Raw genomic sequence first — 15,283 nt, 5'->3', positions numbered from 1 at the left:
AATTGATACTCCCCTAGTAGCGGCGAGCGAACGGGGACCAGCCGAGCTGTGAGTGTGAATAGAATGGCATGGAATGGCCAACCATAGTGGGTGACAGTCCCGTATATGAAGCATGATCAGACGTATTAAGTAGGGCGGAACACGTGAAATTCTGTCTGAAGATCGGAGGACCACCTTCGAAGGCTAAGTACTCCTTACTGACCGATAGCGAACCAGTACCGTGAGGGAAAGGTGAAAAGCACCCCGACGAGGGGAGTGAAACAGTACCTGAAACCGAACGCCTACAATCAGTCGGAGCTTGACTGGACTCTAATGATAATCTGATGCATGTCCTGCCCTGGAAATGGGGAGTTGGACATGGCGGATGGAACCTTTGCCATATTGATGTTGGTCGCAGGACTGACGGATATGGGCATGAATTACTGTGGCACACCGCAAGGCTGTTTAGGCCGAAACGATGTGGCACCGCGGATCGCCTTCTCAGGTGGTCAGGTTCTTGAACGCCGCGCAAAGACGGGTCGTGAAGCCTATCTTCGCTATGATCTGGGGCACCGTAATGGTCCTTTTGGTCATGCGGTGGGGCTCAGTGTCGGCAGCCGGGGGTCAACCTGGTTCGGCATTGGACAGACGTATACGGTGAACGATGGTTCATCGCCGTTTTATGCGCAATTGCATGCGATGACCGGCATTTATAATGCGGGTGACGGCCTTGATCTGGGTGGACCCATTGTGTTCCGCTCGGGTGCAGAGGTCGGTTGGCAGAACAATCGCGGTTGGCGATTTGGTCTCAGCTTCGACCATCGGTCGAATGCGGGGATCTACGATCACAACCCCGGAGTAGAGACGGTGCAACTGCGCCTCTCGATCCCAACCAGATAAGTCGCATCGAAAATTGCATTCTTTAAAACCATCTTCGAAATGGCACGCCAGTGCCGATCCGAAGGATTGGTGTACCGGCATTGCGCCGGCACGGAGTGCAAATCAAACATGATTATTATCAGTGTCCAGTCTTGTGACGGCGTACCTTTTGTATAATGGGTCATCGACTTAGTGTATCTAGCAAGCTTAAGCCGTTAGGTGTAGGCGTAGCGAAAGCGAGTCTTAATAGGGCGATTGAGTTAGATGCATTAGACCCGAAACCGAGTGATCTAGGCATGACCAGGATGAAGGTAAGGTAACACTTACTGGAGGTCCGAACCCACACCTGTTGAAAAAGGTCGGGATGAGTTGTGCCTAGGGGTGAAAGGCCAATCAAACTCGGAGATAGCTGGTTCTCTGCGAAATCTATTTAGGTAGAGCGTCATCCGAATACCCTCGGGGGTAGAGCACTGGATGGGTAATGGGGCCCCACAGGCTTACTGATCCTAACCAAACTCCGAATACCGAGGAGTACTAGATGGCAGACACACTGCGGATGCTAACGTCCGTAGTGGAGAGGGAAACAACCCTAACCTACAGCTAAGGCCCCTAATTCATGGCTAAGTGGGAAAGCAGGTGGGACGACCATAACAACCAGGAGGTTGGCTTAGAAGCAGCCATCCTTTAAAGATAGCGTAACAGCTCACTGGTCTAAATAAGTTGTCCTGCGGCGAAGATGTAACGGGGCTCAAGCCATGAGCCGAAGCTTAGGATGCCGTAAGGCATGGTAGCAGAGCGTAGTGTGACATAGGACCCTTCCTCTTTAGCATCTTTCGGGATGTTGCGGAGGATTGGGTTCTTTCTGTGAAGCCGGCGCGTGAGCGATCCGGTGGAGAGATCACTAGCGAGAATGATGACATGAGTAGCGACAAAGAGTGTGAGAGACACTCTCGCCGAAAGTCCAAGGGTTCCTGCTTAAAGCTAATCTGAGCAGGGTAAGCCGGCCCCTAAGGCGAGGCAGAAATGCGTAGCCGATGGGAACCACGTTAATATTCGTGGGCCAGGAGGATGTGACGGATCATGAAGGTAGTTCATCCTTATTGGATTGAATGGGCTGCTAATTGGTCCCTGGAAATAGCCCTCCATCAGACCGTACCCTAAACCGACACAGGTGGACTGGTAGAGAATACCAAGGCGCTTGAGAGAACTATGTTGAAGGAACTCGGCAAAATACCTCCGTAAGTTCGCGAGAAGGAGGCCCGGTTCTTAGGAAACTAGGGGCTGGGGGCACAAACCAGGGGGTGGCGACTGTTTACTAAAAACACAGGGCTCTGCGAAGTCGCAAGACGACGTATAGGGTCTGACGCCTGCCCGGTGCCTGAAGGTTAAAAGGAGGGGTGAGAGCTCTGAATTGAAGCCCAGGTAAACGGCGGCCGTAACTATAACGGTCCTAAGGTAGCGAAATTCCTTGTCGGGTAAGTTCCGACCTGCACGAATGGCGTAACGACTTCCCCGCTGTCTCCAACATAGACTCAGCGAAATTGAATTGCCTGTCAAGATGCAGGCTTCCCGCGGTTAGACGGAAAGACCCCGTGCACCTTTACTACAGCTTCGCACTGGCATCAGAACTGCAATGTGCAGGATAGGTGGTGGGCTTTGAAGCAGGAACGCCAGTTTCTGTGGAGCCTCCCTTGAGATACCACCCTTTGCATTTTTGATGTCTAACCGCGGTCCGTTATCCGGATCCGGGACCCTGCGTGGCGGGTAGTTTGACTGGGGCGGTCGCCTCCTAAAGAGTAACGGAGGCGCGCGATGGTTGGCTCAGACCGGTCGGAAATCGGTCGTTGAGTGCAATGGCAGAAGCCAGCCTGACTGCAAGTCTGACAAGACGAGCAGAGACGAAAGTCGGTCATAGTGATCCGGTGGTCCCGAGTGGAAGGGCCATCGCTCAACGGATAAAAGGTACGCCGGGGATAACAGGCTGATACTGCCCAAGAGTCCATATCGACGGCAGTGTTTGGCACCTCGATGTCGGCTCATCTCATCCTGGGGCTGGAGCAGGTCCCAAGGGTACGGCTGTTCGCCGTTTAAAGAGGTACGTGAGCTGGGTTTAGAACGTCGTGAGACAGTTCGGTCCCTATCTGCCGTGGGTGTAGGATACTTGAGAGGAGTTGCCCCTAGTACGAGAGGACCGGGGTGAACGATCCACTGGTGTACCAGTTGTTCCGCCAGGAGCAGTGCTGGGTAGCTATGATCGGACAGGATAACCGCTGAAGGCATCTAAGCGGGAAGCCCCCCTCAAAACAAGGTATCCCTGAGGACCGTGGTAGACCACCACGTCGATAGGCCAGAGATGTAAGCGCGGTAACGCGTTCAGTTGACTGGTACTAATGGTCCGATAGGCTTGATTTGATCCAGTAAAAGACAGATTTGAAACGCGCTCAAGTAGCCGAAAGGCGGTAGCGCAAATCAAATAAGTCCTTACCGGACGAAGATCAAAGCAAACATCACACTAAATCAGAACGTCACGCTGCAAGGCGGACGTAAATGACTTGACTTGGACACTCTCAACGAGAGTGAAATCAACCTGTACATAGCAATACTACAGGTCGTTGCGCTTCAGCCGCGCAACACAATCCACCCTTACCGGGGCTTTCCTGGTTTGGTGATCACAGCACGAGCAAAACACCCGGTCCCATCCCGAACCCGGCCGTTAAGTGCCGTCGCGCCAATGGTACTGCGTCTTAAGACGTGGGAGAGTAGGTCATCGCCAAACCTGATAAGCCCCGATAAGGTGTATCTCTCAAACGATATCAGCGACACTGGCCAGCACCCGCCGCTACAACACAGGTAAACAGCCTCAAGTAGCCGCTAACCACTCGGCCAAACAAAACTGTCGCGGGATGGAGCAGCCCGGTAGCTCGTCAGGCTCATAACCTGAAGGTCGTAGGTTCAAATCCTACTCCCGCAACCAAATTTACCGAACAATACCAAAGCCTTAGGCCTCGCATCACGCGGGGCTTTTTGCTTTTGTGCATTCCATGTCAACGCCACGTCAACGTTTGGCGAGTCGCGCAATAAATATTCAATGAAATCAACGATACGGCTCGGCGGCGAGCGCTCTGTCATCGCGAGCGGTTTGCGGATACGGTTATCCGAAACAGATGCCGAGCGACTGCGATGTCCAAGAAAACACTGAACAAAGCCAATCTCGAAAGGCTTGGCGCGCCCAAGCTTGCCGATCTGGTGATGGAGCTGGTGCAGGGGTCCGCGGCCTTGCAGCGTCGCGCCCGGATGGAGCTGAGCGCAGCACAGGGCCCCAAGGAGGTGACCGCCGATCTGCGCAAGCGGTTTGCGTCGCTGCGTCGGTCGCGAAGCTATGTCGACTGGCGCAAGCAGCGTGCGCTGGTCAAGGATCTGAACAGCCTGTTAGCCCAGATTGAGACGGTGATCGCGCCGCAGGACGCAGGCGAAGCGTTCGAGCTTCTCTGGTCCTTCTTGCAACTTGCCCCGTCGATCCATGAGCGCACCGATGACAGCAATGGATCGGTTAGCGATGTGTTTCGTCAGGCCGTTACGATGATCGGGTTGGTGGCGCCCCAGGTCACGATCAAACCGCAGACGCTGGCTGAGCGGATCCTCGATGCGGTCACCGATGCGGGCTATGGTGAATTTGACGGCATCATCCCGGAGACGGCAGAGGCGCTTGGCCCGGAAGGGTTGGAGCATCTCAAACAGATCACCAAGACATGGGCCGATACGCCGCCGACATCCGAAGAGCTGGCCGCGTATGAACGCTTTGGTCTGTCCTCGTCGCCCGCAGACTCCGTGCGGCGCGCAAAGCAGTCGACCTGCTCGATCATCCTTGCCGATGTGGCCGATGCGCAGGGTGACGTCGATGCCTACATGGCCCGCTATTCCGCCGAGCAGCTGACCTATGGCACCATCGCCCCGACGTGGCGCGCCGTCTGATCGATGCGGGGCGCGTTCAGGAAGCCTTTGACATTCTTCGACGGTGCATGACGCGCGAGGCGGATACCCCCTTCCGGAGGTTCAATTCCAACCTTGATGAGGTTTATGAAGACTGCCTCAATCGTCTGGGCAAGCTGGACGATCTGAAGGTGCATCTCTGGACCACGTTCGAGCAGGCCCTGAGCGCGCGCGCCTTGCGCAAATACCTCAAACTGCTGCCGGATTTTGACGATGTCGAGGCCGAGGAAAAAGCGCTCGATGCTGTCGAAACCGATCCTCGCATTGCCGCAGCGATCAGCTTCTTGGTCGACTGGCCTGCGCTTGATCGGGCTGCACGGATCGTGCTGGCGCGCGCCGATGAGCTGGACGGTGATAACTACACCACGCTGAGCCACGCCGCAGAGGCGCTGGACGCGCGCCACCCGCTTGCCGCGACGCTGCTGCGCCGCGCGATGGTCGATGACACGCTGAACGGTGCGAAATCCACGCGCTATCGCCATGCCGCGCGCCATCTGGCGGAATGCCAGGCGTCGGAGCGGGCGATCACCGACTATGGTGCAGTCCTGACGCATGAGGGTTTTGTCGCAGCGCTTCGGCAAAAACATGGCCGCAAATACGGGTTCTGGTCCCTGGTGGATGGCTAAGCGAGGGCCCTCGGGATATTTGCGAGGCTTCAACCCCGCGTGCCAGGACTCTAAACCGGTCCCGCGCACAGTGCGCGGCAAGGGGGGGCGAAGCCAGCTCAAACTTGACGCTCGCACCCAGCCATCGGCAACTGCGACCATCGACCGGGTGCGCGGAAAGCAGGCTTTCGCTGCATTGCGCAATGCCAAGAACTACTTGGGCAAAAGATGACTTTGCCTTCACCCAAAACTGCTGTCTTGTCCCCTCGCAAAGCGCCGGAGTGCTAGGCTCAGGACCCATTGATCTGCTTGAGGCTACGTCGGCAGCGTGATTCAAGCTCCCAAACTGACGGGGGTGATGATGAGCAACCTTTTCTGGCTAACGGACGCGCAGATGGACCGGCTTCGGCCGTTTTTTCCCAAGAGCCATGGCAAGCCGCGGGTGGATGACCGGCGTGTTCTGAGTGGAATAATATTCATCAATCGCAATGGCTTGCGCTGGTGCGACGCGCCCGCGGAATACGGCCCGGCCAAAACGCTCTATAACCGCTGGAAACGATGGAGCGACAAGGGCATTTTCGCGAGGATGATGCACGGCCTTGCGTCGGAGGCAGCGGTTCCAAAGACGGTGATGATCGACGCGACCTATCTGAAGGCGCACCGCACGGCGAGCAGTCTGCGGTCGAAAAAGGGGGGCCCGACGACCAGCGGGGGCGCGCGATCGGCCGAACCAAAGGCGGCATGAACACCAAGCTGCATGCCGTCACCGATGCCGAGGGACGACCGATCCGGTTTTTCATGACCGCGGGCCAGGTCAGCGACTACACCGGCGCTGCGGCCCTTCTTGGCAGCCTGCCATCGGCACAATGGCTTCTGGCCGACCGGGGCTATGACGCCGACTGGTTCAGGGAAGCGTTGAAAGACAAGGAGATAAAGCCCTGCATCCCTGGCCGGAAGTCCCGCGCCAAGCCCGTCAAATACGACAAGCGCCGCTACAAACGCCGCAACAGGATCGAGATCATGTTCGGGCGCCTGAAGGACTGGCGCAGGATTGCCACACGCTACGACCGATGCCCGAAAGTCTTCCTCTCCGCCATCGCCCTCGCCGCAACCGTCATGTTCTGGCTATGAAACGAGAACGAGTCCTGACCCTAGATTGTTGGTGCGTTTGATACATAAGCCCGGGTATTTTTAAACAGAAGAAGATTGGACGAGTGCGGGGAGGGCGCTGAAGGTCTTGAAGTGGGCGTGGTGGGGGAGGGCGTCTATCGCCGATTTGCGATAGCCCTCGGTGTAGAGCAGGAACGGGATGTCTGCTGCTTTGGCGGTTTCGGCGTCGGTTTCACTGTCGCCGACGTAGAGTGCTTTGGATGCGCCGTTCAGGGCGGCGTGCAGCATCGCGGGGTCGGGTTTGCGGGTGGGCAGGCTGTCGCCGCCGATCACAGCGTCAAAGAACGGCGCAAGGCCGGTGCCGCGCAGGCAGGTGAGCGTGGCGGCGTGGGGTTTGTTGGTGCAGAGCGTGAGGCGGTGGCCCTGGGATTTGAGGTCTGTCAGGGCCTCGATGACGCCGGGATAGAGCGCGTCCGGGGTGGTTTCGACCGTCACGTAGCGGCGCAGGATGGCATCGTGCAGCGGGCCAGCGATGTCCTTGGTCAGGCCGAGGTAGGTCACCACCTGATCAACCAGGATTGGCAGGCCGCGGCCGACGAAGCTTTGGACCGTGGCTTCGGACAGCGCAGGCAGGCCCCGGTCTGTTAGCGCGCCATTGACCGAGGCGGCGATTTCCGGGACCGAGTGGATCAGTGTGCCGTCAAGGTCGAAGGCGATGGTTAGGCTCATGTCAGGCTGTTGCGGATCGCGCGCATGTTTTGGCCGTAGATTTCGGGTGTGTCGACCGAGCCGCCTTTGAAGACAGCTGAGCCTGCGACCAGCACGTCGGCGCCTGCGGCCACGACTTTGGGTGCGGTGACAGGATCGACGCCGCCGTCGATCTGGATGTGAATCTCACGGTCGCCGATCATTGCGCGCAGGGCGGTGATCTTGTCGGTCATGTCGATGAATTTCTGCCCGCCGAAGCCGGGATTGACTGTCATGACGCAGACCATATCCGCGAGGTCGAGCACATCTTTGACCGCCTCTGCCGGGGTGCCGGGGTTGAGCGCGACACCGGCTTTCATCCCCGTCGCCCGGATCGCTTGCAGGGTGCGGTGGATGTGCGGACCAGCCTCGACGTGGGCGGTGAGCATATCGGCACCGGCTTCGGCATAGGCCTCGATGTAGGGATCGACCGGGGCGATCATCAGGTGCACATCCATGAAGGTTTTGACGTGCGGGCGGAAGGCTTTTACCGCGGGCGGGCCGAAGGTGAGGTTGGGCACGAAATGGCCGTCCATCACATCAACATGCACCCAATCGGCACCCTGATCCTCGATGGCGCGGATTTCTGCGCCGAAGTTGGCGAAATCGGCGGACAGGATCGACGGGGCGATCTTAACGGTACGGTCAAACGACATGCGGCATCTCCTGATGGGGTTGTCCGGGTCATAAGCCGGGGGCGCGCCGAGGTCCAGAGAGGTCGGGGGTCAGTCCGGTGTGTGCCGTGACCAGCAGGGCATCGTGTCGTTTGGGGCTGGCGTGGCGTGAAACACCGCGCGGGCGACGGCGCGGGAGAGACAGGTGGCGGCGGCGTGGCAGATTTCGAGCATTTGCCAATCCGGCGCTGTCATGTCCACTGCTCCAGTGGCGGCGGCAAACACCAGATCGCCGTCCATCGGGGTATGGGCGGGCACAATGGCGCGGGCGATGCCATCATGCGCGGCGGTGGCCATGCGCTGGGCCTGCGCCTTGGTCAGCACGGCATCGGTTGCGACGATGGCAATGGTGGTGTTGGCCCCGGCAGACAGGGCCGCAAGTTTGCGGCTTTTCGCAAGGTCAAAGGGTTGCGGTGCCGGGTCGGGGCCGAGGTTGCCGAACTCGCCGTCGATCTCAAACGGGGCGGCCCAGAAGTGTCGGTCGCCCGGTGTGGTGACCGCGCCGACCGGGTTGGCGGCGACCAGTGCACCGACGGTGATATTGCCCAGCTGTAGCGAGGCCGAGCCCAGCCCGCCTTTGAGCATCGCCGTGGTCGCTCCGGTGCCGGCCCCCTGCGAGCCGATTGCGAAATCCGCGCTGGCCTGCGCCAAGGCGCTGCGGCCGAGTGTGGGGTAGGGGTTTTCGGTCCAACCCTTGGTGCCGCCGTTGAGCAGATCAAACAGGATCGCGGCGGGCACCAAAGGCACGCGGGCGGGGCCAACGGCAAAGCCGCGGCCCTGTTCGGCCAGCGCATCCATCACGCCTTGTGCCGCCGCCAGCCCAAAGGCAGAGCCGCCCGACAGCACCAAAGCATCCACCGCCGGGGCCATCTTGTCGGGGGCGAGCAGGTCAGTCTCGCGGGTGCCGGGCGCGCCGCCCATAACGGCAACCGAGGCGACAAAAGGCGCATCGCCGACCAGCACGGTGCAGCCGGATTTGAGCGTATCGTCCTGCGCATTGCCGACCCGCAGCCCCGCGACATCGGTGATCAGGTTGCGGGGGCCGGGGGTCAGGTGCATGGCAGACGCCTTTGCGCAGGAAGGGGGCGGGGCGACAGCGCCGCCAGACCAAGTTTCATATGCAGCGCCCGCCGTCGACCTCCATGCAGACCCCGGTGACAAGGCTGGCCTCGTCCGAGCAGAGGTAGCAGGCGGCGTTGGCAATGTCTTCGGGCATGGAAAAGCGGCCCAGCGGGATGGTCGACAGAAAGGCATCGCGGCGCTCGGGCGTGTCTTCGCCCATGAAGGACGCAAGCAGCGGCGTATCCCCCGCCACCGGGTTCACCGCATTAACGCGGATGCCATGCGGGGCGAGCTCGATCGCCATGGCGCGGGTGGCGGTGTTCATCCAGCCCTTTGAGGCGTTGTACCAGTTGAGGTTGGGCCGGGGCGACACCCCCGCCGTCGATGCAATGTTAAGAATGCAGCCCGCCTTGCGCGCCTTCATCAAGGGCAGCACCGATTTGGCGGCGTAATACACCGATTTGCAGTTCACTGCGAAGACACGGTCGAAATCGGCCTCGCTGATCTCTTCCATCGGGGCGGGCAGGTGGGTGACGCCTGCGTTGTTCACCACGATATCGATGTCGCCCATCAGCTCGGTTGCCTTGTCGATCATATGCTGCACACTGGCCCCGTCGGACACATCGACATATTGGCCGACGCCGCCGTATTCCTGCGCCACATTGCGCGCCGCCTCTTCGTTGATATCGGCCAGCATGACCTGTGCGCCCTCAAGCAGGAACTTATGCGCAATCCCGGCGCCAAAGCCCGAACCCGCGCCAGTCACAATCGCAGTTTTGCCTTGCAGTCTCATGTCGTGCCTCCCGTCAGAATGTCGCCCGGCCGCCGGATTGATCAAAGCAGGCCCCGGTGGTGAAAGAGGCCTCATCAGAGGCCAGCCAGCAGATCATCGCCGCAATCTCGTCCGGGGTGCCGAAGCGGCCCATCGGGATCTTGGATTTCATGAAGGCAATGAACTCTGGCGTCATCTGGTCGAAGATCGGGCTTTCCACCGCTGCGGGCGCGATGCAATTCACCGTGACCTGGGTGTCGGCCAGTTCCTTGCCCAGCGATTTGGTCAGCCCGATCACCGCCGCCTTGGACGAAGAATAGGCCGCGGCGTTCGGGTTGCCCTCTTTGCCCGCGACCGAGGCGATGTTGACGATGCGGCCAAAGCCCGCCGCCTTCATCAGCGGCGCGGCGGTGCGGTTGCAGTAAAACAGCCCGTGGACGTTGAGCGCATAGACCTTAAGCCAATCCTCGACCGGATACTCCCATGTCGGCACATTCGGCCCGGTGATTCCGGCGGAACAGACAAGGATGTCGAGCCCGCCCATCTCATCCGCCGCGTTGCGCATTGCGGTGTCAACCGCTTCGGGGTGGGTGACGTCGACCTTGCGCGCCAAGATGCCCTCGGCCGTGATCGCGTCGAGCGCTGCGGGGTTCACATCCCACACCATCACCTCTGCGCCCTCGGCTTTCATGCGCCGCGCCGCTGCGGCCCCGATGCCAGAGGCCCCGCCGGTGATGAGCGCTTTGCGCCCCTTAAATCTGTCGGTAAAAGTCATCTGTTCACCCATGATAGGCCGCCACGGTTTTCAGGCAGGAGAAGCCGTACAGCGCCTCGAACCCCTTTTCCCGTCCGTGACCCGATTTGCCGATGCCGCCGAAGGGCAATTCCACCCCACCCCCGGCACCGTAATTGTTGATATAGACCTGCCCCGACCGGATCGCCTTGGCCATGCGCATCTGTCGCGCGCCGTCACGGGTCCAAAGACCGGCGACTAGGCCGTAATCGGTGCCATTGGCGATGCGGATCGCGTCTGCTTCGGTGTCGAACGGGATGATCACCTGCACCGGGCCAAAGATTTCTTGCTGCGCCAGTGGATGGTCGGGCGGCACATCGTCCAGCAGGGTCGGCGGCGCGAAATGCCCCGGCCCCTCCGGTATCTGGGCCTGCGCCGCGATGGTCAGATCCTGTGCCTTGTCGAGAAATCCCGCCACAATCGCCTGTTGCCGCGCGCTGATCAGCGGCCCGACATCAAGATCCTCCATCGCCGGACCTACCCGCAGCGCGCTGTAGCGCTCGGCCATCCTGTTGCGCAATTCCGTATGGATCGACCGATGCACCAGCACCCGCGACGAGGCCGAACAGGTCTGGCCCGCGTTCTGCACGCCGGCGTTGATCAGAAACGGCAGGGCAGCGTCCAGATCGGCATCGTCAAACACGATCTGCGGCGATTTCCCACCCAGCTCCAGCGTCACCGGCACCACGTTCTTCGACGCCGCCATCTGCACCGCACCACCCGTCGCAACCGACCCGGTAAAGCTCACATGTTGGATGCCGGGGTGGCCCGCCAGCGCCGCGCCCGCCTCGGCCCCAAGGCCCGGCACGACGTTCAGCGCGCCTTTCGGCAGCCCGGCCTGCTCGGCCAACCAGGCAAAGGCCAGCGCGGTCAGACAGGCCTCTTCGGCGGGTTTCAAAACACAGGCGTTGCCCATCGCCAAAGCCGCGCCAACCGAGCGGCCGATGATCTGCATCGGGTAATTCCATGGCACGATATGGCCGGTCACGCCATGCGGTTCACGCAGGGTATAGACGGTGTAACCGTCGAGGTAGGGAATGGTGGTGCCATGCACCTTGTCCGCCGCGCCGCCGTAAAACTCGCAATAGCGCGCCAGCGCCACCGCATCGTTGCGCGCCTGTGTCAGCGGTTTGCCCACGTCCAGCGCCTCAAGCTCGGCCAGCCAATCCAGCCGCTCGCGCACCAATCCGCCCAGCCGGGCAAGGATACGCCCCCGCTCTGCCGCAGGCATCCGCCCCCAGTCGCCCTCCAGCGCGCCTTGGGCCGCCGCAACCGCCGCGTCGATGTCGCTGGCACCGCCCCGCGCAATCTGCGCCAATTCGCTGGCATCGGACGGGTTGCGCAGGCTGATCGTGTCGCCGCCCAGCGCCGCGCGCCAGCCGCCATCAATCAGCACCAGCGACGGATCAAACGGCAAATCGGTCAATGCCATCCTCGCCTCCTCCTCTTTTGGTATACCATCTGTCACCTTGCGAAATACCGCAAGCCGGGAATTATCATTGCGTCTGATGATTTATATCGGATGGGATATTGCGTGCCTGATTGCCAAGATGGCTGGATTCCGCCGAATTGCGCTGTTACATCGGGTTAACTCGCAGCAACCGGAGGCACGCCCATGAGCGCGACCGCCCGCCAAAAAGCCCCCATGCCCAATGAAATACGGGCGATGAAAGGGGGCACGCCTATTGTGTCCCTCACCGCCTATTCCACGCCGATGGCCCGGCTGATGGACGCGCATTGCGATTTCGTCCTTGTCGGCGACAGCGTGGCGATGGTGCAGCACGGGTTGCCCTCGACCCTGCATGCCACGATGGACATGATGATCTTGCATGGCAAGGCCGTCGCCCGTGGCCTCAACAGCGCGATGCTGGTGGTTGATCTGCCGTTCGGCGCCTATGAACAAAGCCCCGAGCAGGCCTTTGCCAATGCCTCGCGGATGATGTCGGAAACCGGCGCTGGCGCGATCAAGCTTGAGGGCGGCGAGGTGATGGCCGAGACCATCAGCTTCCTGACCAAACGCGGCATTCCGGTGATGGCGCATATCGGCCTGACGCCGCAGTCGATCAACACGCTTGGCGGCTACAAGGTGCAGGGCCGCGGTGATGCGGCCAAACAGATGAACGCCGATGCCAAAGCGGTGTCTGATGCCGGTGCGTTTTCGGTGGTGCTGGAAAAGGTGCCCGAGACGCTGGCCAATGGCATCACCCTGAAAATCCCGATCCCGACCATCGGCATTGGTGCCTCGGCGGGCTGCGATGGACAGATCCTCGTGGTCGATGACATGCTCGGCCTGTTCACCGATTTCAAACCGAAGTTCGTCAAACGCTATGCCAAGCTCGGCGAAGACGGCGAAGCGGCGATTGCCGCCTATGCCGCCGACGTCCGCGCCCGCAAATTCCCCTGGCCCGAGCATGTCTTTGCCGACGAAGCGCCGGGTAAAAAATCGTGACCGTCCCGATCATTCGCAGCCTCGACGACCTCGACGCCCTGACCAACGGCTGGCGTCGCGCGGGTGAGGTGATCGGCGTGGTGCCGACGATGGGCGCGTTGCATGATGGCCACCTGAGCCTTGTGGCTGAAGCCAAAAAGCAAGCCGACCGGGTGATCGTGACGATCTTCGTCAATCCCAAACAGTTCAACAATCCCGAAGACTTGGCGAATTATCCCCGCACCGAAGTGGATGACGCCCGCAAGCTCGAACGCTTCGAAGTCGACGCGATTTGGGCCCCGGACGGTGACACGATGTACCCGCCGGGGTTTTCCACCGGCGTCGCGGTGACCGGCCTGACGGATGTGCTCTGCGGTGCCCACCGCCCCGGTCATTTCGATGGTGTGGCGACGGTGGTGACCAAACTGTTCCGCCAAACCGCCGCCGATCTCGCCTTTTTCGGCGAAAAAGACTTCCAGCAACTCCAAGTCGTGCGCCGCCTGTCGCGCGACCTCGATCTCGGGGTCGAGGTGGTGGGCTGCCCGACAATCCGCGAAATCGACGGTCTGGCCATGTCCTCGCGCAACCTGCTGCTGTCCGACCGCGCGCGGGTTAAGGCCCCCCGGCTGCATGAGGTGATGGAGGTCATCGCCGAGGGGCTTACCGCAGGCCAGCAGATGTCCGATCTGGTGCCAACGGCCCTCAAAGCCTTGGAAAACGCCGATTTCCTCAAGGTAGACTACCTCGAGCTCAGAAGCTGCGATACCCTGTCCCTGCTCGAAACCCCAACCGAGCCTGCCCGCCTCCTCGCCGCGGCTTACCTCGCCGGCGTCCGGCTGATCGACAATATCGACGTCCCGCAAGCCAAGTAACCGGCTCCCCCGTCCCCCTGCTTCTTCTGTTTAAAAATACCTCGGGGGTGAGGCCGCAGGCCGAGGGGGCTGGCCCCCTTAGCTCGACTGCGGCAGACACAACGCCGCCAAGGAAAGCGCCATGACCTGCGCGCTTTCCACCATATCGTCGATGCCGATCCATTCGTCCGGCTTATGCGCCAGCTCAAGCACACCCGGCCCATAGGCGATGCAGTTCTTCAGCCGCCCAATCCGGTCGATGTGCTTTTGATCATAGGTGCCGGGTGAGGCGACGTATTCCGGCCCCTTGCCCAGCACCTCCCGGATCGCGCCGGCCACCACCTGCACCACCGGCGCATCCCGGTCCGTCATCGACGGCGCGACGTGGTTGATCTCTTCCAGCCGGTACTCAAACTTCGCCCGCGTGGTCTTTAACTCCTCCAACAGCGCGCGCACCTCGCCCGACACGCTCGCGTGGCTTTCCTCGGCCAGATAGCGTCGGTCGATCACCATGCGGCAACTGTCGGGCACGCAATAGGCGGGCAGCCCGGTGTAATCGGCAGGCGCCTCAGCCTCGCCGCCGTGGATCGAATTGATGTTCATGGTCGAGGCTTTCGCCCCCTCCGGCACCACCGGCATATCGGTGCGCCGCGCCGCCATCGCGGGGTACAGCCGGGCCTCAAAGGCATCGATCACCGCGCCCATATGCCGAACCGCGCAATCGCCCAGGAACGGCATCGCCCCATGGGCAATCTCGCCCATCGTTTCGATCTCGGCCCACCACGCCCCGCGATGGCCAAGGCAAATGCGGTCTTTGTGCAGCGGTTCGGGGATGATGACGTGCTGCACGCGGGCAGGGGCGAACACCCCCTGTTGCGCCAGATAGGCCACCCCGCCATAGCCGCCCGATTCCTCATCCGCCGTGCCGCTGATCTCCACCGCGCCGGCGAAATCGGGGCAAAGGTCGACAAACACTTCCGCCGCGATGATCGACGCCGCCAGCCCGCCTTTCATATCGCAGGCCCCACGGCCATAAATCCGCCCGTCGGCGACCGTCCCGCCAAAGGGATCAAAGGTCCAGCCCTTACCGACCTCGACCACATCGGTGTGCGAATTGAAATGCACGCAGTCGCCCGCCCGCGCGCCCTCGCGGCGCGCCAGCACGTTCCAGCGTGGATAGCGGTCACTGTCGCCGGGGGCTCCCGCGGCGCGGATCTTCTGGATGTCAAAGCCACGCCGGGCCAGCCGCACAGCCAGATACTCGCAAATCTCGCGGTAATTTTCACCCGGCGGGTTCAGCGTGGGAATGCGGATAAGATCCTGGGTCAGCGCCACAAGATCCTCGCGCCGCGCCGCGATTTCCGCCTTCAATCGGTCCTGAATATCACTCATG

At 60.9% G+C, this 15,283-nt stretch carries 10 protein-coding genes, 1 tRNA gene, 2 rRNA genes and 1 pseudogene (1 of these 14 only partly in view); 7 read left to right on the top strand and 7 right to left on the bottom strand.

Going from position 1 to position 15,283, the window contains the following annotated elements; genetic code table 11:
* From ACW9UO_RS09660 to ACW9UO_RS09640, 5 genes and pseudogenes are all read left to right on the top strand, one after another.
* Positions 1 to 3,270, top strand: a 23S ribosomal RNA gene (locus tag ACW9UO_RS09660) (it extends 266 nt beyond the left edge of the window).
* A 249-nt stretch (positions 3,271 to 3,519) separates the two neighbouring features.
* Positions 3,520 to 3,634: ribosomal RNA gene (rrf, locus tag ACW9UO_RS09655) — 5S ribosomal RNA — on the top strand.
* Between the two features lie 121 nt (positions 3,635 to 3,755).
* Positions 3,756 to 3,832 (top strand) — tRNA-Met (locus ACW9UO_RS09650).
* Between the two features lie 206 nt (positions 3,833 to 4,038).
* Positions 4,039 to 5,474: pseudogene (locus ACW9UO_RS09645) on the top strand (DUF6880 family protein).
* A 340-nt stretch (positions 5,475 to 5,814) separates the two neighbouring features.
* Positions 5,815 to 6,584 (top strand): IS5 family transposase gene (locus ACW9UO_RS09640; RefSeq protein ID WP_457088577.1). Its coding sequence is split into 2 segments (ribosomal slippage): positions 5,815 to 6,151 and positions 6,151 to 6,584, totalling 771 coding nucleotides; the frame shifts between segments, so codons are not numbered across the junction.
* 60 nt (positions 6,585 to 6,644) lie between these two features.
* Here ACW9UO_RS09640 and gph read toward each other — a convergent pair.
* The 6 genes from gph to ACW9UO_RS09610 form a co-directional block, all read right to left on the bottom strand.
* A complete protein-coding gene (gene gph / locus ACW9UO_RS09635) occupies positions 6,645 to 7,292 on the bottom strand; it encodes a phosphoglycolate phosphatase (protein WP_457085605.1) in 648 nt (215 codons plus the stop codon).
* Positions 7,289 to 7,966: a ribulose-phosphate 3-epimerase gene (gene rpe / locus ACW9UO_RS09630; RefSeq protein WP_457085604.1), complete on the bottom strand. Its 678-nt coding sequence runs from the start codon at positions 7,964 to 7,966 to the stop codon at positions 7,289 to 7,291. The genes gph and rpe overlap by 4 nt, the downstream gene beginning before the upstream one ends.
* A 69-nt stretch (positions 7,967 to 8,035) precedes the next feature.
* A complete protein-coding gene (locus ACW9UO_RS09625) occupies positions 8,036 to 9,037 on the bottom strand; it encodes a P1 family peptidase (protein ID WP_457088632.1) in 1,002 nt (333 codons plus the stop codon).
* 61 nt (positions 9,038 to 9,098) lie between these two features.
* Complete coding sequence (locus ACW9UO_RS09620) at positions 9,099 to 9,839, bottom strand: SDR family oxidoreductase (protein ID WP_457085603.1); 741 nt, start codon at positions 9,837 to 9,839, stop codon at positions 9,099 to 9,101.
* Between the two features lie 13 nt (positions 9,840 to 9,852).
* Positions 9,853 to 10,593, bottom strand: a complete 741-nt coding sequence (locus tag ACW9UO_RS09615) for an SDR family NAD(P)-dependent oxidoreductase (RefSeq protein WP_457085602.1) — start codon at positions 10,591 to 10,593, stop codon at positions 9,853 to 9,855.
* 4 nt (positions 10,594 to 10,597) lie between these two features.
* The gene (locus ACW9UO_RS09610) at positions 10,598 to 12,043 is read right to left on the bottom strand and encodes an aldehyde dehydrogenase family protein (protein ID WP_457085601.1); all 1,446 of its coding nucleotides are present in this window, start codon (positions 12,041 to 12,043) and stop codon (positions 10,598 to 10,600) included.
* Between the two features lie 183 nt (positions 12,044 to 12,226).
* Here ACW9UO_RS09610 and panB point away from each other — a divergent pair, with 183 nt between their 5' ends.
* Both panB and panC read left to right on the top strand, forming a co-directional pair.
* A complete protein-coding gene (gene panB, locus ACW9UO_RS09605) occupies positions 12,227 to 13,060 on the top strand; it encodes a 3-methyl-2-oxobutanoate hydroxymethyltransferase (RefSeq protein WP_457085600.1) in 834 nt (277 codons plus the stop codon).
* Positions 13,057 to 13,911, top strand: coding sequence for a pantoate--beta-alanine ligase (panC, locus tag ACW9UO_RS09600; RefSeq protein WP_457085599.1), 855 nt, complete (start codon positions 13,057 to 13,059; stop codon positions 13,909 to 13,911). The genes panB and panC overlap by 4 nt, the downstream gene beginning before the upstream one ends.
* A gap of 78 nt (positions 13,912 to 13,989) precedes the next feature.
* Here the strand turns inward: panC and ACW9UO_RS09595 are convergent, their stop codons facing one another.
* Positions 13,990 to 15,282 carry an acetylornithine deacetylase/succinyl-diaminopimelate desuccinylase family protein gene (locus ACW9UO_RS09595; RefSeq protein ID WP_457085598.1) on the bottom strand — a complete coding sequence of 431 codons (1,293 nt, stop codon included), beginning with the start codon at positions 15,280 to 15,282 and terminating at the stop codon, positions 13,990 to 13,992.
* Between the last annotated feature and the right edge of the window lies 1 nt (position 15,283).

Source organism: Marinovum sedimenti (assembly GCF_054052205.1).
Note: the sequence above shows the minus strand (reverse complement) of the source record. Positions and strands in the feature narration are given on the sequence as shown.

What these genes read in the sequence shown, in the direction of transcription:
- ACW9UO_RS09595 (WP_457085598.1), bottom strand. Translation starts at nt 15,282, where the DNA reads ATGAGTGATATTCAGGACCGATTGAAGGCGGAAATCGCGGCGCGGCGC.
- ACW9UO_RS09620 (WP_457085603.1), bottom strand. Translation starts at nt 9,839, where the DNA reads ATGAGACTGCAAGGCAAAACTGCGATTGTGACTGGCGCGGGTTCGGGC.
- panB (WP_457085600.1), top strand. Translation starts at nt 12,227, where the DNA reads ATGAGCGCGACCGCCCGCCAAAAAGCCCCCATGCCCAATGAAATACGG.
- rpe (WP_457085604.1), bottom strand. Translation starts at nt 7,966, where the DNA reads ATGTCGTTTGACCGTACCGTTAAGATCGCCCCGTCGATCCTGTCCGCC.
- ACW9UO_RS09610 (WP_457085601.1), bottom strand. Translation starts at nt 12,043, where the DNA reads ATGGCATTGACCGATTTGCCGTTTGATCCGTCGCTGGTGCTGATTGAT.
- gph (WP_457085605.1), bottom strand. Translation starts at nt 7,292, where the DNA reads ATGAGCCTAACCATCGCCTTCGACCTTGACGGCACACTGATCCACTCG.
- ACW9UO_RS09615 (WP_457085602.1), bottom strand. Translation starts at nt 10,593, where the DNA reads ATGACTTTTACCGACAGATTTAAGGGGCGCAAAGCGCTCATCACCGGC.